Below are 22,782 nucleotides of genomic sequence, written 5' to 3'. Positions count from 1 at the left end.
CGGACACCCTGGCCTCGATGTTCAACACCCGTTCCGCCGGGAATCCCACGTGGAGCGACTGTCGGCCGGTGCCCTGGCACCCACGTACCACGTCGCGCGCGGAAGCCGGTGGACCAAGCCCCTGCTGCGGGTGGCCGACTCGCGGCGGATCACAGGCTCTCCGGGGCCCGATCCGCAGCAGCACAGGCGCCCCTCGCCCCGGCGGCCGCCGTCAGGGCCGCGGCCGTCGCCGGGTCCGCCGGCAGGAAGGCCTCCAGCTTCAGCTCGGCAAGGGTGACATCGACGGCGGTGGCAAAGGTGGTCACGGTCGTCATCAGACGCAGCTCACCATAGGAGGTGAGCAGGCGCAGAGGCACAGCGAAACCCAGGAGCCCCGCGGACGGCTCCAGCTGCGGAACGTACCCGGCGAGCTCGGTACGCAGCTCTTCCAGGTCGCCCAGCCGGGCCAGGACGTGGCGGGCCCATTCGGCGAGGTTGCGGATGCGGGGAGCCAGGCCGTCGGGATGCAGCGCAAGGCGGTAGACGTTCGTGCCCGGGCCGACCAGCTCGGCGGCCGCCCCCTCGGTGATCAGGTCGAATGCGGAGTTCGCGGCGATCAGGTCACCGCCGCGGTCCACCACCAGCGCCGGGTACGGGAGATGGCCGTGGAGGATATGGCCGATCGCCGTGCGCACGGGAGCCAGCACCGGGTCCTCCAGGGCGTGCTCGGGGTAGGCGGGTGCGTACCCCGCGGCCAGCAGCAGGTCGTTGCGCTCCCGCAAGGGCAGTTCCAGGGACTCGGCCAGGCGCACGACCATGTTCCGGCCGGGGACGGACCTCCCCGATTCGATGAAGCTGACATGGCGCTGCGTGGTGCCCGCCCGAAGCGCGAGGTCGAGCTGGCTGAGATGCCGGCGGGTACGCCGTTCGCGAAGCGCCCGAGGAAAGTCCACAGGAGTGTTGTAGCCGCGGCGGAGGGCCGCGGGCCATTCCCCGCAGGGAATTGCCGCCACCCGCTCGTGTCACGAACATCGCCGCCATGGACATCGGTGTACTGCTTCCGACCGCAACCGCCCAGCAGGGCCCGGCCGACGACCCCCGCGAGCTGGTCGCCTTCGCCCGCCGGGCCGAACACCTGGGCTTCTCCTCGCTCTTCGTCAACGACTCCCTGATCAGCCCGCGCATCGAAGCGCTCACCATGCTGGCCGCGCTCGCCCCGACGACGCAGACCGTGACACTGGGTACGGCGGCGCTGATGCCGTTCCTGCGTCGGCCGGTCCAGACCGCGCAGTCGCTCGGGTCGATCGACGTGCTGTCCGGTGGCCGACTCACCGTGGCCGTCGGCGCCGGCTTCCCCGGCCGCTTCGGGCGGCCCCTCTACACGCTGTCCGAGCTGCCGTGGGAGAGGCGCTTCGCCCGCCTGGACGAGACCGTCGCGCTGTGGCGGGCCCTGTGGAACGGCGCCGCATCCTTCCACGGCGAGATCCTCCACTTCGATGACATCCCGCCCACGACCAGGCCCTTCCAGGCCGGCGGCCCGCCCCTCTGGCTCGCCGGCGCGACCCCGGCAGCGCTGGCCCGCACCGGCCGCAAGTACGACGGATGGCTGCCCTACCCGCCCGACCCCGCGGACTACGCATCCGGCCTCCGCCAGGTCCGCCAGGCCGCGGCCGACGCCGGGCGCGCGGCCCAGGACATCACCCCCGCGCTGTTCATCACGGTCCGGATCGACGACCGGCCCGAGAGTGGGCGCCGGGCACTGGACGCCTACGCCCGCGCCACCTACGGCATGCCCCTGGAGGAGCTGGAGAGGATCCAGGCCGTGGCCACCGGCAACGCCGACCACGTGCTCCACCGTCTGGAACGGTACGCCGCTGCCGGCGTCCAACACGTCGTCGCCCGACTCGGCGCCCTGGACCTCCCCTCCCAACGCGACCAACTCGAACAGATCGCAGACCTCATCCCCGCCCTCCGGAAGGCAACCAGCCACGCCACCGCCCCGGAAGGCTCCCCAGCCCGACCCGGAGGCTGTCGCGTCAGGGGAGACGAGATCCGCTCAGGGGGTTTGTAGAAGCGGTTGCGGCCTGACTGGACACCCGGCATCAGTCGGCCGGAGCCGGTGACGAGATACCCAACACCTGTTGGATTACTCCTCCGAGTCGGCCTCGCCGACCGCCCGCGCCCGCCAGGACCCGGGAGTAATCACGCGCCTGTAACGAAACATCTGGTCAGCACCCATGGGAGGGTTTCAGCAGCCGATGGCCCTGCCGCGGCACCCGGCGAGGCCTGCGGCAACGCAGGAGGCCGGTCAGCTGGATCGTCGACGTCTAGGGGCTACCGCCGACACCGCCGCGCGGCGCGCCGGCCCGGGGCGCCAGCGCTGCGAGGGTGGTGGGCCAGGACTTGAGCGCCTCGCGCACGGCGGGGTGGGACTCGGCGCTCAGGGCGGAGGCGTGTGCGTGCTCGAGCACGGCGTCCAGCAGCACCCTTCGGCCGCCGTTCGCCGCAGACTCCACCGCGGCCTCGACCATGGCGAGGCTCATGGCGTTCTCGTGCACCTCGCCCATGGGGCGGATGCCGACCTGCCGCCCGCCGCCGCCCGCGCCCCCGCCTGCCCGCAGTGCCCCGCAGAACGCCTCAAGGGCCCCGGCGAGGCCTCCCGCGGCGACCGGGTACGGCGAGTGGCCGGACGCCGGCTCGGCCGGCTCCGCCCGCAGTTCGGGCTCCCGCTCACCGTCCCAGCGGGCGCTGCCCCGCTCGCCACTGATCCTCCACTCGCCGTTCCACGAGGTCTCGGCGCCGGGCGCGCACCAGCTGCCGTTGTAGGCGAACCGGGCGCCGCCCTCCATCTCGAACAGCGCCGAGGCCGAGGCGGCCCCCGCGTACCAGCTCCAGGAGGGGTTCCACTCCTGGCAGTTGACGGCGACCGGCTCCGCGTCCAGCAGGAAGCGGGCGGTGTCGAAGGGGTGGATGGCCATATCCACCAGCAGCGGGTGCGCCATCCGGTCGCGGAAGCCGCCGAACCTCGGCGCGCGGAAGAACTCGTGGCTCATCGTGCCGATCGTTCCCAGCTCACGGGCCATCGCCCGGAGCGCGAAGACCTGGGGGTTCCAGCGCCGCGACTGGCTGACCATGAACAGCTCGCCGGTCACCTCGGCGGTGGCGGCCAGCGACAGCGCCTGGGCCAGGGTCTGCGCGGCCGGCTTCTCGCCGAGCACGGGCAGGCCCGCGAAGAGCGCCGCGGTGGTCACCGGGTGGTGGGCGGCCGGAACGGTCACATCCACCACCGCCTCGGCGCCGGTGTCCGCGGCGAGCGCCAGCAGGTCGGTCCCGAACGGGAGTCCGGGCCTGCCGAGCCCGACGACCGCTTCGCGTGCGACCGCCGGGTCCAGGTCCACCACGCCGACGAGTTCGGCCTCCGCTGAGTCCTGGAGCACCCTGAGCCACGCCCGCCCCATCGCCCCGGCGCCCACGCAGAGCACCCGCACCGGGGCCACGACCGGGGCCTTCCTCGGAGCCTCTGTCGCGGCCTCCGTCGGGGCCCCGCTCACGCCTGCGGTCCCTGCGCCGCGGCCTGGTTGTCCATCGGCCCGGTGTAGCCGCGCCCGCGGTAGAAGTCCCCGGTCTCGTAGCGGAGCAGGGTCGGCAGGGTGCGCTCCGGGCGATCGGTCTTGGCCCACTCCACCGCGTTGGCGATGACCCTGCGGACGCCCTCGTGGTGGTAGGTCGGGTAGTCCTGGTCGCCGGGGCGGAAGTAGAAGATCTTCCCGTGCCCGCGCCGGAAGCAGCAGCCACTGCGGAAGACCTCGCCGCCAGAGAAGGTGGACAGGAAGACCAGCTCGTCGGGGGCGGGGATGTCGAAGAACTCCCCGTACATCTCGTCCTCCTCGATGATCATCGGATGCGGGATGCCGCGCGCGATGGGGTGGGTGGGGTCGACCGTCCACACCAGCTCGCGGTCGTGCTCGCTGCGCCAGCGGAGCGTGCAGGTGGTGCCCATCAGCTTCATGAACAGCTTCGACCAGTGCCCGGAGTGCAGCACGACCAGGCCCAGCCCCTCCAGTACGTGCCGGTGCACCCGCTCCACCACCTCATCCGCGACCTCGGCGTGCGCGGCATGCCCCCACCAGGTGAGCACGTCGGTTTCGGCCAGCACCTCCTCGGTGAGGCCGTGTTCGGGGTCGTCCAGGGTGGCGGTGCGCACCCGCGCACCCCGGCCGAGGTTCTCGGTGATGCCCTCCGCGACGGCGGCGTGCATCCCGTGCGGGTAGATCTTCGCGACCTTCTCCTCGAGCTGCTCGTGCCGGTTCTCCCCCCATACGGTGACCCGGATGGGACGCTGTGCGCGCTCACTGGCGAACTCGCTCACAGGGGTTGCCTGCCTTTCCTCGTGGGTCTTCTCGACGTGTCCCCGGGCTACTTGACGGCCCCTCCGGAGATCCCCGCGGCGACATAGCGCTGCGCGATCACCAGCAGCAGCACGGCCGGTATCGAGGCCAGCACCGCCGTCGCCATCACCGTGCTCCAGTCGTTCACATACGAGCCGATGTACTGGTAGATGCCGAGCGTCACCGGACGCACGGCGTCGGTCGTGGTCAGGGTCAGGGCGAACAGGAAGTCCCCCCAGGCGAAGAGGAAGGTGAAGAGACCCGCCGTGATCAGCGCATTGCGGCTCATCGGCAGCACCACCGAGCAGAAGGCCCGGATCGGCCCGGCTCCGTCCACCTGGGCGGCCTCCACCACCGAGGCCGGCAGGCGTCCCATGAAGGCCCGCATCACCAGGATCGCGAAGGGGATGCCGAGCCCCGAGTCGGCCAGGATCAGTCCGATCACCGAGTTGAGCAGCCGCAGGTCGTTGTATGCGCTGTACAGGGCGTTGGCCACCACGATGCCCGGGACCATCTGGCTGATCAGGATGCCGAAGAGCACCGCCGATGCCCAGCGGAACCGGAACTGAGCCAGCGCGTACGCCGCGGGCGCGGCCACCGCCAGGCTCAGCAGTACGCTGCCCAGCGCGATCACCAGGCTGATCAGCAGGTGCCCGCCCTGCTGACTCAGCGCCCTGGCGTAGCCGCCGAAGCTCGGGTGCAGCGGGATCCACGGCGTGCCGACGGCCGAACCGCTGGGCTGCAGCGAGACGTTGAGCATCCAGTACAGCGGGAAGAGCAGTACCGCGAGCAGCACGATCCCCAGTGCGGTGTACCGCCAGCCGCGCCGGACGGCGGGGCGGCGCGCGGTGGTGGCGCTGATCGGCGTGGCGCTGATGGTCATGGCGGGCACCTCACTCGCTCGCCGCACGCCGGCTGGCGCGCAGGTAGAGGATCGCGAACAGCAGCGAGAGGAGGAGCAGGAGGTTGCCGAGTGCGGCTCCCTGCCCGAAGTCGAACTGCTGGAAGCTCAGGTTGTAGGCCTGGGTGGCCAAGGTCTGCGTGGCGTTGGCGGGGCCGCCGTGGGTGAGGCCCAGGATGATGTCGAGCACCTTGAGGGTGTAGACGCTGCCGAGCACCAGCACCACGGTGACCACCGGGCGCAGCAGCGGCCAGGTGACGTGCCGGAAGGCGCGCCAGCCGGTCGCGCCGTCCAGCGCCGCCGCCTCGTACAACTCCTCGGGGATCTCCTGGAGGCCGCCGTAGAGGATGGTGGTGTTGAACGGGATGCCGATCCAGATGTTCACCCCGACCACCGCGACCAGTGCCAGCGACGGGCTGGTCAGCCAGCCCGGGTGGGCGGCGCTCAGGTGTAGTCCGGCAAGGGCCCGGTTGAGGGCGCCGTTGTCCTCGTCCAGGATCCACCGCCACACCGCCGAGGAGGCGATCAGCGGGATCAGCCAGGGCAGCAGGAGCAGCGAGCGCAGCAGCCCGCTGAGCGGGAACCGCCGCCGGAAGAACACCGCCAGCGCCAGGCCGAGCAGGAACTGCCCGGCCAGCGAGCCCGCCGTGAACAGCAGGGTGTTCAGCAGCACCCGGCCGAACACCGAAGAGCCCAGCACCGCCGAGTAGTTCGCCACCCCCGTCCAGGGCGCCTGGCCGGTGTAGAAGGTCTTGGTGGTGTACCGCTGGAAGCCGGTGAGCACGTTCTTGACCACCGGGTACCCGAAGAACAGCAGCAGGTACAGCACTGCGGGCAACAGGAAACCGGTCTCCAGGTACCTGATGCGCGCCCGCGGGCTCCAGGCTCCGGCGCGCCTGCTGGTCGTCCCCCCGAGGATGCCGGGGGAGGTCCCGGCCTCAGCCATGCTTCGCCTGCTTGAGGGCCTCCATCGGAGTGCCGCCTCCGGTCAGCGCGGTCTGGATGGCGTTGTAGATCTGGGTGGCGGTGGCCGGCCACTTGGGGCCGAGCTCCCCGGTGCGCGCCCGCAAGGAGGGCAGCATCTCCACGAAGGTCCGCATGGCCGGGGTCTGCCGGGCGAACTGCGCGGCGACGTCGGTCCTGGTGGGGACGGTGTCCCGCTCCTCGGCCATCTTCAGCTGCTCGGCGGGCGAGTTGAGGCACTGCACCAGCTTGGCGGCGGCGGCCTCGCGGGCGGTGTCGCCGGTCTGCGGCACGGTCCAGGTCTCCCCGCCGAGCGGCGAGACGACCCGGCCGCCGGGGGCGGGCGCGGGCAGCGGGCGATGCCGTAGTGCAGTCCGCGGGTCGCGTCCAGGATGGGGTTCTGCCAGGGGCCGTTGATCATCATGGCCGCCTTGCCCGCCTTGAACTGGTCGTTGACGTCCGCCTGCGCCCAGGTGACCACCGACTTGGACGAGGAGCCGGACTTCACCAGGTCCACCCACAGCTGCAGTGCCTGGGCGGTCTGCGGGGTGGCGATGTCCTTCTCGTCCCCGCCGTTGGACCACATGAAGGGGAGGAACTGCCAGGTGCCCTCGTAGGTGTTGATCCCCGAGAAGGCCAGTCCGTACCGGTCGCCCTTGGTCAGCTTCGCGGCGTCCGTCTTGAGTTCGGCCCAGGTCGTCGGCGGTTTGAGGCCGGCGGCGGCCAGCATGTCCTTGTTGTAGTAGAGCGCGATGGTGTTGGTGACCGGCTGCAGCCCGTACAGCTTGCCGTGGTAGGTGGAGGCGTCCAGGACGCCCTTCGCGTAGCCGGCGCCGGTGATGCCGTAGCCGCTCAGCGGGGTCAGTGCCCCGGTGTCCGCGATCTGCTGCAGGTCGGGGTTGTCGAGCATCAGCACGTCCGGCAGCGTGTGGGAGGAGGCCTGCTGCAGCACCTTGGCGATGAGGTTCGCACCCGGCACGGCGGTGCGCTTGACGGTGACGCCCTGCTGCTTTCCGCAGGCGGTGACGGCCTGCTGGTAGAAGGTGTTGTCCGGCTCGTTGTTGTAGTAGTCCTCGACAGAGAGGCTGGTGACCTTTCCCGTGGAGTGGCCGCCCGCTCCCGTGCCGCAGGCGGTGAGGGCGAGCGGGGCGGCCAGGGCCGCGGCCGCCGCGAGTGCCGCGGTGCGGCGGCGGTGCACTGCTCTTCGCTGTGGTGCCATATCGCTTCCTCCGCTTGGTCGTTGGGTCGTCCGGGCATCGGGTCGTCGGGTCAGCGGGGCCTCAGGTCAGCGGGGTGCCGGCTCGTCAGGTCATTGGACCGCCGGGGCGTCCAGCGCCTCCGCGGTGGTCTCCCGTCGGGTCAGCCGGGGGGTGACGAGCTGCACCCGGGCGCGTGGACGATCCCCGGCATGCGTGCCCTGCTCGTTCTCCAGTAGCGCGAACAGGGTGCGCATCGCCCGGCGGGAGACGTCCCGCGGCTCCAGCGAGACATTGCTGACCGCGGGTTCCATGGCCTCCGCGGCGGCGTCCGTGCACACCCCCACCACCGGGACGTCCCGGCCGGGCGCGAGCCCGTGCGCGCGCAGACCCCGCAGCACCTCCTGGATGGCCGCGGTGTTCGGGACGATCAGGCCGGTCTCCCGAAGCGCCCGTTCCCCGGCGGAGACCACCCGGGCCACCGCGTCCCTGGCGCCCGCCCGGGTGGCCGGGACCGGCGCGATCAGCTCGCAGTCCAGGCGGGCCTCGGCGACGGCCTGGTCCACCCCGCGCTGGAACCGGGCCACGTAGTTGAGGTCGCGTCGCACCGCCTCCGGCGGGTAGCCGATCACGGCGACCCGCCGCCGCCCGGTCTCCGCCACCTCGCGCACCGCGAGCCGGCCTGCCTCCTCGAAGTCCACGTCCACGCAGTGCAGTCGATCGCTGGCATTCGGAACGCCGATCAGGATCACCGGGATGCGCAGCCCGCTGATCGCGGCGATCCGCTCGTCCTCGGCCTCGATCTCCATCAGCACCACGGCATCGCACTGCGAGCGCCCGTCCAGGCGGGTCAGCGCGTCCGCGCCCTCCTGGGCGGCGACCAGCAGCACATCGTGGTCGCGCTCCCGGGCGCACTGGGTGATGGTCTCCAGGAAGGGCAGCAGGCCCGCCCCGTCCGCGGTGCCGCCGAAGGCGACCACGATGGCGATCACCCGGGTCCGCCGGCTCGCCAACGCCCGTGCACCCGCGTTGGGCTGGTAGGTCAACTGCTCGATGGCGGCCTGCACGCGCTCGCGGGTGCGCGGAGAGATGGTGCGCTTTCCGGACAGCACATACGAGACAGTGCTCTGCGAGACGCCCGCGAGCCGGGCGACATCCCTACTGGTGAACACGTACACCGCCCCTCCGTTGTCCGCCGGTCCCGGCAGCGTCGATACGGATCGACTGGCGGCACGACCCAACCACTCCCCCACCCGGCGGGACAAGCCCCGCGTCGTACGCTTCCGGGTAAAATTCTGTACCGGCACGGGATCGGGCCGACCTCCTCCACGGCATCCGGGCGGGCCCGCCGCAGTTCGGCGCGTCCCGGCGCGCCGGTCAGCCCGGGTCCTCTTCCTCAGGACTGGAGTACCGGAGACGACCAGTGGCACCTTCGTCTCGGCCGTCCCTGAGCTCCCGCGCTCGACGCACGAACGTCTCGTGGAGTTCGCCGGCCGCCTGTGACACGGCCTCCGCGCGCCGGCGCTGCAGCATCAGCAGCACCCGGGCGGAGTCGTCGGCCAAGGGGCGGCAGACGATCCGGCCGCTGCGTTCGAGTGGGTCGCCGAGCACGCTGAAGTCGGGGAGCACCGTCGCACCGAGCCCTTCCGCGACCATCAACTTGCCCATCTCCGCGCCGTCCGTCGAGTACGAGAACGCCGGAGTGCGGCCCACCAGCAGCCGATGCACATAGCGATGCATCACATAGCCGGTGCGCATCGCGATCAGCGGTTCGGCGAGGAGGTCGTCGACGGCCACCTCGTCGAGGGCCGCCAGCGGGCTGTCCGGCCGTACGCACACCACCGGCCGACCGCGCAGGAGTTCGGTGGACTCGAAGCCGGCGGGCAGGTCGTCGCCGTCGAGGTGGTTGACCAGGCCCAGGTCGAAGCCGCCCTCGGCGAGACCGCGCTGGATCTCCGTCTGCCGCGCGCCGACCACTTCGACCTGGGTGAGCGGGTGCGCTGCCCGGAACTCCCGCAGTACGGGGATGAGCAGCGGGACGGTCGCGGCGTTGACCGTGCCGACGCGCACCATCCGGCTCAGGCGGTGCTGCTCCCCCGCCGCCATCCGCAGCCGGTCCACCGCCTCGAGCACGCTGACGATGTGCGGCATCAGCTCCTGCCCCGCCGTGCTCATCGTCGCCCCGGTGCGCCTGCGCTCCAGGAGGTCGACGCCCAGTTCCCGCTCCAGGTTCCGCACCGTCTCGCTCAGCGCGGGCTGCGACAGGCGTAGTTCGTCGGCCGCCCGGCGCAACGAGCCGAGTCGGGTGACGGCCGTGATGTATTCCAGCTGCTCCGTACGCATGCCGGAAGAATGCGTCGGATCCCAAGGGCGTTCAAGGCTTTCCCTGTCACACCTTCGTGAAATTCAATGGTCTGCGATACGGGAACGGTCGGGTTTTCCTTGACAGTACGAGACGGCTGCTGCGACCATCAACGGCATGAAGCAGCGACTGGACCTCACGCGGCGACGCCATGTCGACCTCGCACGTGTCTCCAGCGCCTCCTGTTGCGCCGCGGCCTGACCACTCGGCCGCAGACCACGCCCTTCACCGCCTGAACCAGGCCTGCCCGCGCGGCCTTCGGCGCGCCTTTCGCAGCGCTGCCGCGCCCGTTCACGGCTCATTCATTCCCGCCTGCACGGCCGTCGATCTCGGCGTGCCAGAAAACAATTCCGCACCAGGAGTTCCGCGATGTCCGCAGCGCCCGTGAAATTCGCCTACTGGGTTCCGAACGTCAGTGGTGGACTCGTCACCAGCACGATCGAACAACGCACCGACTGGGGGTACGAGTACAACCGCGAGCTCGCCGTACTCGCCGAGAACAACGGCTTCGAGTACGCGCTCAGCCAAGTGCGCTACATGGCCAGCTACGGCGCCGAGTTCCGGCATGAGTCGACCAGCTTCAGCCTCGCTCTGCTGCTCGCCACCGAGCGCCTGAAGGTCATCGCCGCCGTCCACCCGGGCCTGTGGCACCCCGGGGTCCTCGCCAAGCTCGGCGCCACCGCCGACCACCTGTCGAACGGCCGCTTCGCGGTGAACGTGGTCTCCGGCTGGTTCAAGGCCGAGTTCACCGCCCTCGGCGAACCCTGGCTGGAGCACGACGAACGCTACCGCCGCTCCGAGGAGTTCATCCGTGCCCTGCGCCGGATCTGGACCGAGGACCACACCGAACTCGCCGGCGACTTCTACCGGTTGCGTGACTTCTCCCTCAAGCCCAAGCCGCTCAGCAGCCCCGGGCGGCCGCACCCGGAGATCTTCCAGGGCGGCAACTCCACGGCCGCCCGCGCCATGGCCGGCCGCGTCTCCGACTGGTACTTCTCCAACGGCAAGGACTACGCCGGGGTGGCCGAGCAGATCGACGACGTCCGCAGGTCCGCCCACGAGGTCGGCCGTACGCCGCCGAAGTTCGGCCTCAACGGCTTCCTCATCGCCCGCGACACCGAGGCCGAGGCCCGCGAGACCCTCCGCGAGATCGTCGCCAAGGCCGACACGGCGGCCGTCGAGGGCTTCGGCGCCGCCGTGAAACAGGCCGGCCGTTCCACCTCCGACGGCAAGGGGATGTGGCAGGACTCCGGATTCGAGGACCTGGTGCAGTACAACGACGGCTTCCGCACCGGGCTGATCGGCACCCCCGAGCAGATCGCGGAACGCATCGTCGCCTACAAGCGGCTCGGCGTGGACCTCCTCCTGCTCGGGTTCCTCCAGTACCACGAGGAGGTCGAGTACTTCGGCAAGCGTGTACTCCCTCTCGTGCGCGAGCTGGAGGCCGGGCTCCCGGAGCAGCACGCCGAGTCCGCCCTCGCCTGACGCACAGCACAGCACTGCACTGCACTGCACCGCACTGCACAGCGCCGCACTGCATCCCGCCGCAACCCGCCACACCGCCCCGCCCCGCGAAAGAGGTATCGCCATGAGCACCGCCACGCCCACCGACTGGCACACCCGCCCCGCCCCCGCGACCGCCGAGGAGTGGATCGCCCGCGCCGCCGAGGTCTCCGCCGTCCTCGCGACCGACGCCGCCGCTCGCGACCGGGCCGGCGCCACTCCCCACGCGGAGATCCAGCTCCTCAAGGACTCCGGCCTGGTCACCCTGCTGGGACCGGTGGAGCACGGCGGCGCCGGTCAGGACTGGACCACGGCCTACCGGGTGGTACGCGAGGTCGCCAAGGCCGACGGCTCCATCGGCCAGCTCCTCGGCTACCACTACCTGTGGAACTGGGCCGCCCGGCTCTTCGGCACCCGCGAGCAGTGGGAGCACGTCGAGGCCGAGGCCGCCCGCAACCAGTGGTTCTTCGGCGGCGCCGTCAACCCGCGCGACCAGGACGTAGTCGTCACCGAGGACGGCGAGGACCTGGTCTTCACCGGCCGCAAGACCTTCTCCACCGGCAGCAAGGTCTCCGACGTCACCGTGCTCGAGGGCGTCTTCGCAGGCACCGACCAGCACGTCTTCGCGATCGTCCCGTCCGACAGCGCGGGCCTGACCTTCCACGACGACTGGGACAACATCGGCCAGCGGCTCACCGAGAGCGGCGGCGTCACCCTCGACGGCGTCCGCACCCCGTGGTCCTCGGCGGCCGGATACGTCGACGGGAAGTTCCAGCCCCGCGTCTACAACACCCTCAACGTCCCCACCATCCAGCTCGTGTTCGTCAACTTCTACCTGGGCATCGCGGCCGGCGCCCTGGAGACCGCAGCCACCTACACCCGCACCAAGTCCCGCTCCTGGCTGCACGGCGGGTACGACCGCGCGACCGACGAGCCGTATGTCATCGACGTCTACGGAGACCTGACCGCCAAGCTGTGGGCGGCGGAGGCCCTCGCGGACGCGGTCGCCGCCGAGGGGCAGCGGCTGCACGACGACCCGGACGCCGTCACCCCCGAGGCCCGCGGCGCGTTCGAGGTCCGGGTCGCCGCGATCAAGGCCCGCGCCACCGACGTCGCCCTGGAGATCGGCAACCGGATCTTCGAGGTCACCGGTGCCCGCTCCACCGCCACCGCCGAGGGCCTGGACCGCTTCTGGCGCAACGTGCGGACCCACACCCTCCACGACCCCGTCGCCTACAAGCGCCGCGAGGTCGGTCGCTGGGTCCTGGAGGGCGAGCTGCCCGAACCCACCTGGTACTCCTGACCGTTCCCTTCCGGGCGCCCGTCTCGCGCGGGTGCCCGGGCTCCCAGAAGGAGTCAGCCTCATGGCCACCGTCCTCTCCGTCTCCGGCAGCCCCTCCGCCGCCTCCCGCACCGGCCGCCTCCTGCGCCATCTGGACCGGCAGCTGACCGACCAGGGACACGAGGTCATCCCCCTCGACGTCCGCACCATCCCCGCCGAGGCACTGGTGGGCGCGGACCCGCGGCACCCCGCGATCGTGGAGGCCGGCGAACTGTTCGCCCGCGCCGACGGCCTCCTCGTCGCCACCCCCGTCTACAAGGCCTCGTACTCCGGCGTCCTCAAGGCGCTGCTCGACCTGCTCCCGCAGTACGCGCTCGCCGGCAAGACCGTCCTGCCGCTCGCCACCGGCGGCTCGGTCGCCCACGTGCTGGCCATCGACTACGCGCTCCGCCCGGTCCTGTCCTCGATGGGCGCCGCCCACATCGTGCAGGGCTGGTTCACCCTCGACAAGGACATCTCGGTGGGCGAGGACGGCACGCTCGTCCTCGCACCGGCCGTCGCCGAGGCGCTGCGTCCGATCCTCGGCCGGTTCTCGGCCGCGCTCGGACATCGGCCCGTCCTGGCCGCGGCGGGCTGCCCCCGATGCCCGCCCACGTCGTCACCGACGACGCCGAAGCCCTCGCCATCGCCGCTGCCCTCGCCGACGAGTTCCGCAAGGGGGCCGCCGAACGGGATGCGGCACGCAGACTCCCCACCGCCGAGCTGGACCGGCTGTCGGCATCCGGCCTCCTCGGGGTGACCGTCCCCGCCCGACACGGCGGCGCCGACGTCAGCGCGCTGACGCTCGCGGAGATCTTCCGGCTGCTCGGATCGGCCGACAGCAGCCTCGCGCAGATCCCGCAGAGCCACTTCGTGTACGCCAACGTCATCCGCCGGCAGGGGGACGAGGAGCAGCAGAGGTTCTTCTTCGCCGAGCTGCTCGCCGGGCGCCGCTTCGGCAACGCCCAGTCCGAGGCCGGCACCCGGCACGTGCAGGACATCCGCACCCGCCTCACCCCCCAGCCCGACGGCTCCTATCTCCTCACCGGCGTCAAGCACTACTCCACCGGCGCGCTGTTCGCCCACTGGGTCCCCGTCCTCGCCCTGGCCGAGGAGGACCGCCCCCATGTCGCCTTCGTCCCCCGGGACGCCGGCGGTCTCACGGTGACCGACGACTGGGACGGAATGGGCCAGCGGACGACCGCGAGCGGCACCGTGCGCCTGGACGGCGTCGCCGTCCCCGCCGACCGGGTCCTGCCCCACCATCTGACCTTCCAAGGGCCTCAACTCCACGGCGCGGTGGCGCAGTTGCTGCACGCGGCCATCGACGCGGGCATCGCCGGGGGCGCCCTGGCGGAGGCGGCGGACTTCGTGCGGACCAGGAGCCGGCCCTGGTTCGAGAGCGGGTTCGACACCGCCGCCGAGGACCCGCTGCTGATCCAGCGATTCGGCGACCTCGCCCTGCGGGAGCGCTCCGCGGTGGCGCTGCTGCGCGAGGCCGCGCGGGCGGTCGACGCGGCTCGTGATCATCTCACCGACGAGTCGGCCGCCGAGGCGTCCATCGCGGTGGCCGCGGCGAAGGTGCGGGCGGCGGAGGCCGCCGTGTCCGTCGCCGACGCGCTGTTCGAGGTCTCCGGCACCCGGTCGGCGCTGGCTTCCCTGAACCTCCACCGGCACTGGCGGGACGCCCGCACCCACACCCTCCACGACCCGACCCGCTGGAAGATCCAGCACATCGGCCGGTACGTGCTCAACGGCACTCTGCCGCCCCGTCACGGCCTCCTGTGACGGCCCGGCCCTCGCGATCGGAGAACCCCTGTGCCCCTCACCTTCCACTGGTTCCTGCCCACCAACGGCGACAGCCGCCATGTCGTCGGCGGCGGCCACGGCACCCCTGCCACGGCCCTGGGCCGGGACCGGCCGCCCACGGTCGCCTACCTGAGCCAGATCGCCAGGGCCGCCGAGGATCTGGGCTTCGTGGGGGCGCTCACCCCCACCGGCTCCTGGTGCGAGGACGCCTGGCTGACGACCGCGATGGTCAGCCGGCACACCGAGCGGCTGAAGTTCCTGGTGGCCTTCCGGCCCGGCTTCGTGTCGCCCACGCTCGCCGCGCAGATGGCCTCCACGTTCCAGCGGCAGAGCGGCGGACGGCTGCTGCTCAACGTGGTGACGGGTGGCGAGAGCCACGAGCAGCGCGGCTACGGAGACTTTCTCGACAAGGACGCCCGCTACCGCCGCACCGGTGAGTTCCTGGAGATCGTGCGGGCGTTGTGGGAGGGCAAGACCGTCGATCTCCGCGGTGAGCACCTCCAGGTCGAGGCCGCCAAGCTGGCCCGGCTGCCGGATCCCGTGCCCGAGGTGTACTTCGGCGGCTCCTCGCCGATCGCCGGCGAGGTCGCGGCCCGGCAGGCCGACGTGTATCTCACCTGGGGCGAACCGCCCGCCCAGGTCGCGGAGAAGATCGCGTGGATCAGGGGCCTGGCGGCCGCGTCCGGGCGCACCCTGCGCTTCGGGATCCGGCTGCACGTCATCACCCGGGACACCGCCGAGGAGGCGTGGGCCGAGGCACGGCGACTCCTCGCCGGGTTCGATCCGCAGACGGTCAAGGCCGTCCAGGAGGGACTCGCGCGCAGCGAGTCCGAGGGACAGCGGCGCATGCTGGCACTGCATGCGGGCCGGCGGGACGCACTGGAGATCCACCCCAACCTGTGGGCGGGGATCGGGCTCGTCCGTGGCGGCGCGGGCACGGCCCTGGTCGGCTCCCACCAGGAGGTGGCCGAGCGGATCAAGGAGTACGCGGCCCTGGGCATCGAGGAGTTCGTCCTGTCCGGCTACCCGCATCTGGAGGAGGCGTACTGGTTCGGTGAGGGGGTGCTGCCGCGGCTCGCCCAGGAGGGACTCTGGCGGCACCCGGCCGGGTCGGCGACTGCTCCGGAGGGTCTGGTGCCGTTCGGCTCGTGAACACGGCCTGCGGTGCCCGGCCCCGCCGACGGAGGAGGCCGTCGGGGCCGGGCACCGCCCCGGCGTGGCGCGCGCTCAGGCCACCGGGGTGCCCAGCTCCAGCAGGACGCCGGCGGCCAGCGCGCAGCGCTCGGTCATCCCGCTGACGCTGATGTGCTCGCTGCGGGCGTGCGCGCCGTCGCCGACCGCGCCCAGACCGTCCAGGACCGGCAGGCCCAGGGCGGCCGCGAAGTTGCCGTCGCTGGCCCCGCCGACCGAGCACTCCCGCAGTGCGAAGCCCAGGTCCGAGGCCACCCGGCGGGCCAGGTCGTACAACCGGGCGCCGCCGGGGGTGCGTTCCATGACCGGGCGGTTCCACTCACCGCCGACCTCGATCGAGGCCTCGGGGTGGTGGGGCCGCAGGGCGGCCAGCCCGCGGTCGATGCGCTCGGCCTCGCTCCGGTCGGCGACCCGGACGTCCAGGTCGGCGACGGCCCGGCCGGCGGTGACGTTGCTGCGGGTGCCGCCGTGCACGGTGCCGACGTTGACCGTGGTGCCCGCCTCCGGGCGGGACAGGCCGTGGACGGCCAGGATCGCGCGGGCGATCTCGTCGACGGCGCTGACCCCCTTGGTGGGATCGAGTCCGGCGTGCGCCTCCCGGCCGGTCGCGGTCAGGCGGAAGAGGCCGACGCCCTTGCGGGCGGTCTTCACCGCGCTGTCGGCGGAGGCCTCGAAGACCAGCACGGCCGGCGCCCCGGCCGCCTCGGCCTCGATGACCGGACGCGAGGAGAGGCTGCCGACCTCCTCGTCGCCGTTGAGGACGAGGCGGACCGCCGGGCGGGGCAGGCCCGCCGCGTCCAGGGCGCGCAGCGCCCACACCGCCTGCACCAGTCCGGCCTTCATGTCGAAGATGCCCGGCCCGGTGGCCCGGTCCCCGTCGAGCGCGAACGAACGCCGCTCGACCGTCCCGCGGCTCCAGACGGTGTCGTAGTGGCACAGCAGGACGACCGGTGCGTCGCCGGTGCCGGACCAGTCCAGCACCAGGGTGTCACCGTAGTCGCCGCCGTCCACCCGCCGGCGGCGTTCGGGGGTGCCGAGGGAGTCGACCAGCCAACGCTCGATGAGCGGCAGGGCGGCCTGGAGGCATCCGCGGTCGTCGCTGGGGGTCTCCAGGTTCACGTACCGCCGCAGGTCGGCGAGCATGGCCGTGCGCTGAAGGGCCACCCAGTCGCGCAGCCGGGAGAGCTGGGCGCGGCGGTCCGCCGCGGTGGCGGGGGTCTCGGGGCGGATGTTCATCGGTCCTCTCCGGGCGTTCATCGGTCCTCTCCGGGCGTTCATCGGTCCTCTCCGGACGGGACGAGGGCGGTCAGCTCGGCCAGGTTGTCCGGGCTCATCGTCCGGCTGCCGTCCTCCACCTCGGCGAGCCGGGCCAGCAGTGCGGGCAGCAGCACCACGGGCACCCCCCGGGCGGCAGCCTCTGCGAGGACGGGCCGGTAGTGGTGGTGGACCTCGACCGGGCGGTGGCGGACGGCGATGTCCCGCCAGATGCCGCTGCGGTCCTTGGACTGCCCGCGCAGCCAGTCGACCAGCGCGTCGGTGGCGGCCTCGCGGCGCCGGGGGTCTGCGGCGGGCAGGTAGGCGGAGGGCTCGTAGGCGTCGAAGGGTTCCAGCCGGATGCCGAGTGCCAGCGCCACCTGCTGCACCTCGGCAGCCAGCGCATGCATCAACGGCCGGTGGCCGTCGATGAGTTCGGCCATCGGGGCGTCCGCCAGCGCGGTGGCGGTGAGCATCGCGCCGAAGGCCAGCTTGGCCCAGAGGAAACCCTCGACGTTCTCGCTCTGCCGGGCCGGGCCCCAGGCCTGGAGGTCCGCGACCAGCCTGCCGACCCGGTCGCTGGGCCGGCGGTCCAGCTCACCCAGGACGAGCGCGCCGCTGCCGCCGTCCCGGACCACGCCGGGCCGTTCGACGTCCGCGAACAGGTCGACGAAGGCCGCAACCGTGCGGTGGGCACCGATGCGTTCGGCGATGAGCGGTTCGTTGAGGCCGTTCTGCACGGAGACGACGAAGCCGTCCTCAGCCAGCCGGGGCGCGATCCAGTCCAGCGCTCCGCCGGTGGCCTGCGCCTTGACGCAGAGCAGAACGCGGTGCAGGGGGCCGGGCGCCTCCGGTGGGGTGAAGGCCGCTATCCGGGCGGTGTGCTCGCCGTCCGGGGTGATCAGGGTCAGGCCGTGCTCGCGAAGCGCCGTCACATGCTCGGCGTCGGCGTCCACGATCCGGACCGGAATACCGGCCGCGGCCAGGTGGTAGGCGAGGGTTCCGCCGATCGCCCCGCCGCCGACGACGGTGTAGGTCGATTCCTCGGTGCCGTGGTCACTCATCGCGCCGCTGTCCCCTCGCTCTGTTCGGTCGTCCGGCCCGCCTGGATCTCGGAGGGGCCGCGCCAATGGGTGGGCAGTGCGGTGGTGCCCGCCGAGGACCCGCCGTCCACCCGCAGCACCGCACCGGTGGTCCACAGCGACTCGGGTCCCGCCAGCCAGCGCACCGCGGCGGCGATCTCGCCCGGCTCCCCCGCCCGCCCCAGCGGGTTGACCGAGACGGCGGCGGCGTACTCCGGGGAGATCGGGTTGACCGCGCTGTCGACGGTGACGAACCCCGGTGAGACCGCGTTCACCCGGATTCCGTACGGGCCGTACTCGATCGCGCAGCCACGGGTGAGCATCTCCAGCGCCGCCTTGGACGCGCAGTAGTGCGCGGCACCCGGCCGGGCCCGCAGTGCGGCACCCGAGCTGATGTTGACCACGGCGCCCGGGCGGCCCGCGGCGATCCGCAGATCCGCGAAGGCGGTACTGGTCAGCATGGCGGCCCGGACGTTGATGTCCATCACCCGGTCCCACAGCGCCGCGGTCATCTCCGGCAGCGGGGTGGCCGGGTAGATGCCCGCCGCATTGACCAGCACATCGGGCTCGCCGGCCGACTCGGCCGCGCGCGCCACCAGCCCGGCCGCCGCCTCGGCGTCCGACAGGTCGGCGGCCAGCGGTCCGACCGGTACGCCGTGCCGTTGCCGCAACTCCTCGGCCAGGGCGCCGAGTTCCTCCTCGCGGAGGTCGGCCGCGGTGATCGTGCAGCCCTCGGCGGCGAAGGCCGCGCAGATCGCGGCGCCGATCCCGCCGGCCGCTCCGGTGACCAGGACGTGCCGCGGCCTCCCCAGTGGTTCGGTCCTGCTGGTCGTGCTCACTCGATCTCCTTGCCTTTGGTCTCGGGCATGGTGGCGTAGACGAGGACGCCGACCAGGGCCGCGGCGGAGAGGTAGATCCAGACCAGTCCGCGGGCGCCGTGGGCGCTCATCCAGGTGGTGATGTACGGGGCGGTGCCGCCGAACACGGCCACCGCCAGTGCGTAGGGCAGGGCGATGCCGGTGGTGCGCACCTCCGGGGGGAACTGCTCGGCCATGATCACCGCGCAGTTGGCCGAGTAGCCGACCAGCAGCACCACGCCGATCAGCTCCACCGCGAGCAGCGACCAGAAGCCGCCCTGGACCAGGTGGAACAGCGGCCAGGCGAGGACCAGGAACCCGCCGGCGAAGGCGAGCATGGTCGGCTTGCGGCCGATCCGGTCGGAGAGCATCCCGCCGAAGGGGAGCAGCACCAGGAAGACCACCAGCGAGATGCTGTTGGCCAGCAGTGCCCGGCTCAGTGGCATCCCCGTGGTGACGTGGACGTAGTTGGGCATGTAGCTGACCCACAGGTAGTAGATCAGGGTGCCCGCCACCGTCACTCCGGCCACCCGCAGGGCCGCCCGGGGGTGCTCGACGAGCATCGTGCGCAGCGGGTGGGGCCGTTCGGGCCGTCCGCCGCCGGCCCGCTGGAAGGACTCGGTCTCCTCCACCGAGGTCCGCAGCCACAGGCCGATCAGACCGAGCAGCCCGGCCAGGGCGAAGGCCAGCCGCCAGCCCCAGGTCTGCAGAGCGTGGTCGTCGAGGGTGCTGGTGAGGATGGTGCCGGTCACAGAGGCGATCAGGGTGCCCGCGCCGACCGAGACCTGCTGCCAGGAGCCGGCCAGGGCGCGCCGGGCCGGGGCCGCGGACTCCACCAGGAAGGCCGAGGAGGTGCCGAACTCGCCGCCCGCCGAGAAGCCCTGCACCAGCCGGGCCAGTACCAGCACGATCGGGGCCGCGACCCCGATGGTGGAGTAGCCGGGGCAGACCGCGATCACCAGGGCGGCGCCGGCCATCAGCGAGATGGTCAGCGTCATCCCCTTCTTGCGGCCGTGCCGGTCGCCGTAGACGCCGAGCACGGCTCCGCCGACCGGTCGCATCACGAAGCCGACGGCGAAGACCGCGAGGGTGGACAGCAGGGCCGCCTCGGGGGCGTGGGAGGGGAAGAACTGTCCGCCGAAGACCGAGGCGAAGGTGGAGTACACCGCCCAGTCCACCCACTCCACGGTGTTGCCGACAGCCCCGGCCCAGATCGCCCGGCGGCGGACCGCGGCGTCGGTCCGCGCGGTGCCTGCGGTGCCTTGCGCGCCTTCCGCCCCTGCCCTGCCTTCCACGCTTGCCGTTTCTGCCGTGGCGCCCGCGGGGTCGGCGGCACCGGGTACGGACGCCGGTCGCGGGGGGCCGGACTCGGCCGGGCGCTGTCTCATCGGTCTCTTCCTTCCGCTGTGCGGGCCGCCTCGGAGGCCGCCGCCGTGCCGAGCCGAGCCTCCTCGGCCACGTACGCGGCCAGTTGCGCGTGGGTGGCGTACCAGACGTCGGAGTGCCCGGCGATGTGGGAGAGCAGTTCCTCCAGGACCACCAGCCGGGAGCGGTGGCCGATGATGTGCGGATGCATGGTCAGCTGGAAGACGCCGCCCTCGCGATACGCCTGGTCGAACTCGTCGCGCCAGATGTCCAGTACGGCACGGGGCGGGGTGTAGGGGCGGAGGCCGGCGTAGCGCTCCATCATGAAGTAGGGCGCGTCGTCCCGGATCCACTCCACCGGGATCTCCACCAGGCCGGTGGGACGGCCGTCGGCGAGGAGTTCGTAGGGGTCGTCGTCGGCCATCAGCGACGAGTCGTAGAGGAGGCCCATCTCGGCCGAGATGGCCAGCGTGTGGTCGGAGAAGTCCCAGGAGGGGGTGCGGATGCCGACCGGCCGGACGCCGGTGACCCGCTCCAGGGTGTCCGCGCTGCGCAGCTGCAACTCGCGTTCGTCGGCCGGGCCGAGCAGCATGTTCCGCTCGTGGATCCAGCCGTGGATGCCCACCTCGTGGCCCTCCTCCACGTAGCCGCGGGCCTCTTCCGGGTGCAGCAGTGCCGACACCGCCGGCATGTAGAAACTGGCCGGGACGCCGAACCGGCGCAGCAGCCGCACGATCTTGGGCGCGGCGACCCGGGAGCCGTACTCGCCCTGCGAGAGCTTGCCCGGGCGGGTCTCACCGTCCCGCAGCGCGGGGGTCTCGTGGTCGGAGTCGAAGGACAGGGCGACCGCGACCCGTGCCCCGCCCGGCCAGCTCGAAGGCCGCAGTGGGCGGCCGGCGCGGACCCGTTCCACCTGGCCCCGCCAGGTGGCTTCGCTCCACTGCCAGGGTTCTTCGCCGTTCTCGTCTGCCATCAGTGCTCTTCCCTTCCTCTGCTGTTCTTCCGCTGTGGCGAGGGGACGCGGGATCGGTCTGGAGTCACCCCTCGCAGATCTCCATCTCCCCCACGAGTCGCTCGCCGGACTCCAGCCGGTCGGACCCCAGATGCCCGATGACGCCCAGGGTGAGCGCCAGGCCCAGACTGCAGGCCGCGGTGGTGGAGGGCAGGCCGCCGGGAGCAGTCCCGGGGATCCTGAGCACCAGCTCCGCGTCCTTGGCGAGGGAGGGCGTCCCGTCGTCGGTGATCAGAAGGATCGGCACCCCGCGGGCGGCCACCATCCGGCCGATCTCACCCGTGCTGCGGGTGTAGCGGCGGAAGGTCAGCGCCACCAGCAGGTCGTTCGGGCTCAGGTCGAGCAGCGGCTGGTAGTCGTGGAGCACCGTGGAGGTCAGCCTCCGCACGCCCGGCCGCGCCCGCGCCAGCGAGTACGCCATGTGCGCGGCCACCGGCTCGGAGGCCAGGCCGCCGAGCAGCCACACCGTCCCCGCCTCCGCGATCATCCGGGCGGCCGCGTCCAGCACGTCGTCCGGCAGCTCCCGCAGCTTCTCCAGGTTGCGCAGCTCACGGTCCCACACCCGGGCGTACCGGCCGCCGCCCTGAGCGCCGGCGCCGGCGGCGCCCGCCGGCGGAGCCAGCACCGCGCGCAGGTCGGCGCGGACGGCGTCCTGCAGGCGCGGGTAGCCGTCGAAGCCGAGCCGCTGGGCGAAGCGGGTCACGCTCGCCGCACTGACCCCCAGCCGCCCGGCGATCTCCGCGGCCCGCAGGAACGGCACCTCCTCCAGGCAGTCGAGCAGGTAGTTGGCGATGAGCCGATCGGTCCTGGACAGCTCGGACCCGCACGCCTCCACGCGCTCAGCGAGCATGGCCACTCCCGAAAGATGTGAAAGATCGCTTCCGAATGCGGTCACACTACAAGTCATCTTGCAGTCGGGGAAGGGTTGATTCCAGATACCGGCCACCGGGACGGCGCCGGCGCGTTCTGGGCGAGGCCGGCGAGCAGCAGGTCGATCATCTGGCGCGCCCGGTAGTCGGGGAAGGTCTCCACTCCGATGCACAGGTTGCCGATGGCGAGGATGAAGTCGTAGGCCCGTACGCCGGAGCGTGTGCATCCGGCGGAGGCGGAGTCTTCGAGGAGCCGGTCGAGCACCGGAAGGAGGCGTGCGACGAACTCGTTGTGCAGGGCCTCGAATCCGGCGTGGTCCGAGTGGAGCGCCTCGGCGAGGCCGTGCTTGGTGACCAGGAAGTCGGCGAACCGGTGCACCCACCGCCGCAGGACCTCGTAGGGCGTGTCGACCCCCGCGGGTTCGTCGGCGGCGGCGAGCTCGTCGACCTGGTGCCGGAAGACCGCGACCACCAGGTCCGCCCGGGTGGGGAAGTGACGGTAGACGGTGCCCATGCCGAGGCCCGCTTCGGCGGCGATCTCCCGCACCGGAGCGTCGACCCCGCTACGGACGAACACGGCCGCGGCCGCGTCCAGAAGCCTGCGCTCGTTTCGGCGGACGTCGGATCGCTTGCGGGCCGCGGCAGCCGGCGGCGTGTCGGCCGTGGACACCATGGGCACCTCCCGCTTGTAAATCGGAGCACGGTTCCGTATCGTGAATCGGAGCGGTGC

Annotated in this window: 22 protein-coding genes and 1 pseudogene; 7 read left to right on the top strand and 16 right to left on the bottom strand. The window is 72.2% G+C overall.

Features of this window, described 5'->3' with window-relative positions:
- Window positions 1–149: 149 nt before the first annotated feature.
- Entirely contained in the window at window positions 150–932 is a 783-nt protein-coding gene (locus BS73_RS03850) for a helix-turn-helix domain-containing protein (RefSeq protein ID WP_037569174.1), read from the bottom strand.
- 86 nt (window positions 933–1,018) lie between these two features.
- Here BS73_RS03850 and BS73_RS03845 point away from each other — a divergent pair, with 86 nt between their 5' ends.
- Window positions 1,019–2,050, top strand: coding sequence for an LLM class flavin-dependent oxidoreductase (locus BS73_RS03845; RefSeq protein WP_051939276.1), 1,032 nt, complete (start codon window positions 1,019–1,021; stop codon window positions 2,048–2,050).
- 256 nt (window positions 2,051–2,306) lie between these two features.
- On the opposite strand, the gene BS73_RS03840 is transcribed toward BS73_RS03845, so the two are convergent.
- The 8 genes from BS73_RS03840 to BS73_RS03810 form a co-directional block, all read right to left on the bottom strand.
- Complete coding sequence (locus BS73_RS03840; RefSeq protein ID WP_037569172.1) at window positions 2,307–3,476, bottom strand: Gfo/Idh/MocA family protein; 1,170 nt, start codon at window positions 3,474–3,476, stop codon at window positions 2,307–2,309.
- A 50-nt stretch (window positions 3,477–3,526) separates the two neighbouring features.
- Entirely contained in the window at window positions 3,527–4,348 is an 822-nt protein-coding gene (locus BS73_RS03835; RefSeq protein ID WP_037569170.1) for a ThuA domain-containing protein, read from the bottom strand.
- A gap of 47 nt (window positions 4,349–4,395) precedes the next feature.
- Window positions 4,396–5,250, bottom strand: a complete 855-nt coding sequence (locus BS73_RS03830; RefSeq protein WP_037569169.1) for a carbohydrate ABC transporter permease — start codon at window positions 5,248–5,250, stop codon at window positions 4,396–4,398.
- A gap of 10 nt (window positions 5,251–5,260) precedes the next feature.
- A complete protein-coding gene (locus BS73_RS03825; RefSeq protein WP_084703741.1) occupies window positions 5,261–6,214 on the bottom strand; it encodes a carbohydrate ABC transporter permease in 954 nt (317 codons plus the stop codon).
- A complete protein-coding gene (locus BS73_RS39150) occupies window positions 6,207–6,524 on the bottom strand; it encodes a type 2 periplasmic-binding domain-containing protein (RefSeq protein ID WP_235215274.1) in 318 nt (105 codons plus the stop codon). Before BS73_RS39150 ends, BS73_RS03825 begins: the two co-directional genes overlap by 8 nt.
- Window positions 6,443–7,450: an ABC transporter substrate-binding protein gene (locus BS73_RS03820; RefSeq protein WP_235215273.1), complete on the bottom strand. Its 1,008-nt coding sequence runs from the start codon at window positions 7,448–7,450 to the stop codon at window positions 6,443–6,445. The genes BS73_RS39150 and BS73_RS03820 overlap by 82 nt, the downstream gene beginning before the upstream one ends.
- A gap of 90 nt (window positions 7,451–7,540) precedes the next feature.
- Window positions 7,541–8,599, bottom strand: coding sequence for a LacI family DNA-binding transcriptional regulator (locus BS73_RS37030; RefSeq protein WP_037569753.1), 1,059 nt, complete (start codon window positions 8,597–8,599; stop codon window positions 7,541–7,543).
- Between the two features lie 205 nt (window positions 8,600–8,804).
- A complete protein-coding gene (locus BS73_RS03810) occupies window positions 8,805–9,770 on the bottom strand; it encodes a LysR family transcriptional regulator (protein WP_084703739.1) in 966 nt (321 codons plus the stop codon).
- Window positions 9,771–9,906: 136 nt separating this feature from the next.
- On the opposite strand from BS73_RS03810, the gene BS73_RS40875 reads away from it, so the two are divergent.
- The 6 genes and pseudogenes from BS73_RS40875 to BS73_RS03785 all read left to right on the top strand — a co-directional run bounded on the left by BS73_RS40875 (window position 9,907) and on the right by BS73_RS03785 (window position 15,574).
- On the top strand, window positions 9,907–9,990 hold the full coding sequence (locus tag BS73_RS40875) for a putative leader peptide (protein WP_385764442.1): 84 nt from the start codon (window positions 9,907–9,909) through the stop codon (window positions 9,988–9,990).
- 168 nt (window positions 9,991–10,158) lie between these two features.
- A complete protein-coding gene (gene sfnG / locus BS73_RS03805) occupies window positions 10,159–11,274 on the top strand; it encodes a dimethylsulfone monooxygenase SfnG (RefSeq protein WP_037569167.1) in 1,116 nt (371 codons plus the stop codon).
- Window positions 11,275–11,377: 103 nt separating this feature from the next.
- Window positions 11,378–12,595, top strand: coding sequence for an acyl-CoA dehydrogenase family protein (locus BS73_RS03800; protein ID WP_037569164.1), 1,218 nt, complete (start codon window positions 11,378–11,380; stop codon window positions 12,593–12,595).
- 61 nt (window positions 12,596–12,656) lie between these two features.
- Window positions 12,657–13,205 (top strand): annotated as a pseudogene (gene ssuE / locus BS73_RS03795) (NADPH-dependent FMN reductase); the annotation flags it as partial.
- Between the two features lie 11 nt (window positions 13,206–13,216).
- Window positions 13,217–14,401, top strand: coding sequence for an SfnB family sulfur acquisition oxidoreductase (locus tag BS73_RS39145; protein WP_037569162.1), 1,185 nt, complete (start codon window positions 13,217–13,219; stop codon window positions 14,399–14,401).
- A 30-nt stretch (window positions 14,402–14,431) separates the two neighbouring features.
- On the top strand, window positions 14,432–15,574 hold the full coding sequence (locus BS73_RS03785; protein WP_037569160.1) for an LLM class flavin-dependent oxidoreductase: 1,143 nt from the start codon (window positions 14,432–14,434) through the stop codon (window positions 15,572–15,574).
- Between the two features lie 75 nt (window positions 15,575–15,649).
- On the opposite strand, the gene BS73_RS39140 is transcribed toward BS73_RS03785, so the two are convergent.
- The 7 genes from BS73_RS39140 to BS73_RS03750 form a co-directional block, all read right to left on the bottom strand.
- Window positions 15,650–16,849 carry a M20 family metallopeptidase gene (locus tag BS73_RS39140; RefSeq protein ID WP_235215272.1) on the bottom strand — a complete coding sequence of 400 codons (1,200 nt, stop codon included), beginning with the start codon at window positions 16,847–16,849 and terminating at the stop codon, window positions 15,650–15,652.
- A gap of 38 nt (window positions 16,850–16,887) precedes the next feature.
- Entirely contained in the window at window positions 16,888–17,931 is a 1,044-nt protein-coding gene (locus BS73_RS39135) for a ketopantoate reductase family protein (protein WP_051939272.1), read from the bottom strand.
- Window positions 17,928–18,788, bottom strand: a complete 861-nt coding sequence (locus BS73_RS03770; protein WP_235215271.1) for an SDR family NAD(P)-dependent oxidoreductase — start codon at window positions 18,786–18,788, stop codon at window positions 17,928–17,930. Before BS73_RS03770 ends, BS73_RS39135 begins: the two co-directional genes overlap by 4 nt.
- Complete coding sequence (locus BS73_RS03765) at window positions 18,785–20,101, bottom strand: MFS transporter (protein ID WP_037569159.1); 1,317 nt, start codon at window positions 20,099–20,101, stop codon at window positions 18,785–18,787. Before BS73_RS03765 ends, BS73_RS03770 begins: the two co-directional genes overlap by 4 nt.
- 89 nt (window positions 20,102–20,190) lie before the next feature.
- Window positions 20,191–21,144, bottom strand: a complete 954-nt coding sequence (locus BS73_RS03760) for a polysaccharide deacetylase family protein (protein WP_037569150.1) — start codon at window positions 21,142–21,144, stop codon at window positions 20,191–20,193.
- Between the two features lie 64 nt (window positions 21,145–21,208).
- Window positions 21,209–22,033 carry a MurR/RpiR family transcriptional regulator gene (locus tag BS73_RS03755; protein WP_051939270.1) on the bottom strand — a complete coding sequence of 275 codons (825 nt, stop codon included), beginning with the start codon at window positions 22,031–22,033 and terminating at the stop codon, window positions 21,209–21,211.
- Between the two features lie 53 nt (window positions 22,034–22,086).
- Window positions 22,087–22,725, bottom strand: a complete 639-nt coding sequence (locus BS73_RS03750; protein ID WP_051939267.1) for a TetR/AcrR family transcriptional regulator — start codon at window positions 22,723–22,725, stop codon at window positions 22,087–22,089.
- Window positions 22,726–22,782: the final 57 nt, after the last annotated feature.

Source organism: Phaeacidiphilus oryzae TH49 (genome assembly GCF_000744815.1).
In the GTDB taxonomy this organism is placed as follows: domain Bacteria; phylum Actinomycetota; class Actinomycetes; order Streptomycetales; family Streptomycetaceae; genus Phaeacidiphilus; species Phaeacidiphilus oryzae.
This window is presented reverse-complemented; position numbering and strand designations above follow the sequence as displayed.

What these genes read in the sequence shown, in the direction of transcription:
- BS73_RS03845 (WP_051939276.1), top strand. Translation starts at nt 1,019, where the DNA reads ATGGACATCGGTGTACTGCTTCCGACCGCAACCGCCCAGCAGGGCCCG.
- BS73_RS03830 (WP_037569169.1), bottom strand. Translation starts at nt 5,250, where the DNA reads ATGACCATCAGCGCCACGCCGATCAGCGCCACCACCGCGCGCCGCCCC.
- BS73_RS03825 (WP_084703741.1), bottom strand. Translation starts at nt 6,214, where the DNA reads ATGGCTGAGGCCGGGACCTCCCCCGGCATCCTCGGGGGGACGACCAGC.
- BS73_RS03820 (WP_235215273.1), bottom strand. Translation starts at nt 7,450, where the DNA reads ATGGCACCACAGCGAAGAGCAGTGCACCGCCGCCGCACCGCGGCACTC.
- BS73_RS03810 (WP_084703739.1), bottom strand. Translation starts at nt 9,770, where the DNA reads ATGCGTACGGAGCAGCTGGAATACATCACGGCCGTCACCCGACTCGGC.
- BS73_RS40875 (WP_385764442.1), top strand. Translation starts at nt 9,907, where the DNA reads ATGAAGCAGCGACTGGACCTCACGCGGCGACGCCATGTCGACCTCGCA.
- sfnG (WP_037569167.1), top strand. Translation starts at nt 10,159, where the DNA reads ATGTCCGCAGCGCCCGTGAAATTCGCCTACTGGGTTCCGAACGTCAGT.
- BS73_RS03800 (WP_037569164.1), top strand. Translation starts at nt 11,378, where the DNA reads ATGAGCACCGCCACGCCCACCGACTGGCACACCCGCCCCGCCCCCGCG.
- BS73_RS39145 (WP_037569162.1), top strand. Translation starts at nt 13,217, where the DNA reads ATGCCCGCCCACGTCGTCACCGACGACGCCGAAGCCCTCGCCATCGCC.
- BS73_RS39140 (WP_235215272.1), bottom strand. Translation starts at nt 16,849, where the DNA reads ATGAACATCCGCCCCGAGACCCCCGCCACCGCGGCGGACCGCCGCGCC.
- BS73_RS39135 (WP_051939272.1), bottom strand. Translation starts at nt 17,931, where the DNA reads ATGAGTGACCACGGCACCGAGGAATCGACCTACACCGTCGTCGGCGGC.
- BS73_RS03760 (WP_037569150.1), bottom strand. Translation starts at nt 21,144, where the DNA reads ATGGCAGACGAGAACGGCGAAGAACCCTGGCAGTGGAGCGAAGCCACC.
- BS73_RS03755 (WP_051939270.1), bottom strand. Translation starts at nt 22,033, where the DNA reads ATGCTCGCTGAGCGCGTGGAGGCGTGCGGGTCCGAGCTGTCCAGGACC.
- BS73_RS03750 (WP_051939267.1), bottom strand. Translation starts at nt 22,725, where the DNA reads ATGGTGTCCACGGCCGACACGCCGCCGGCTGCCGCGGCCCGCAAGCGA.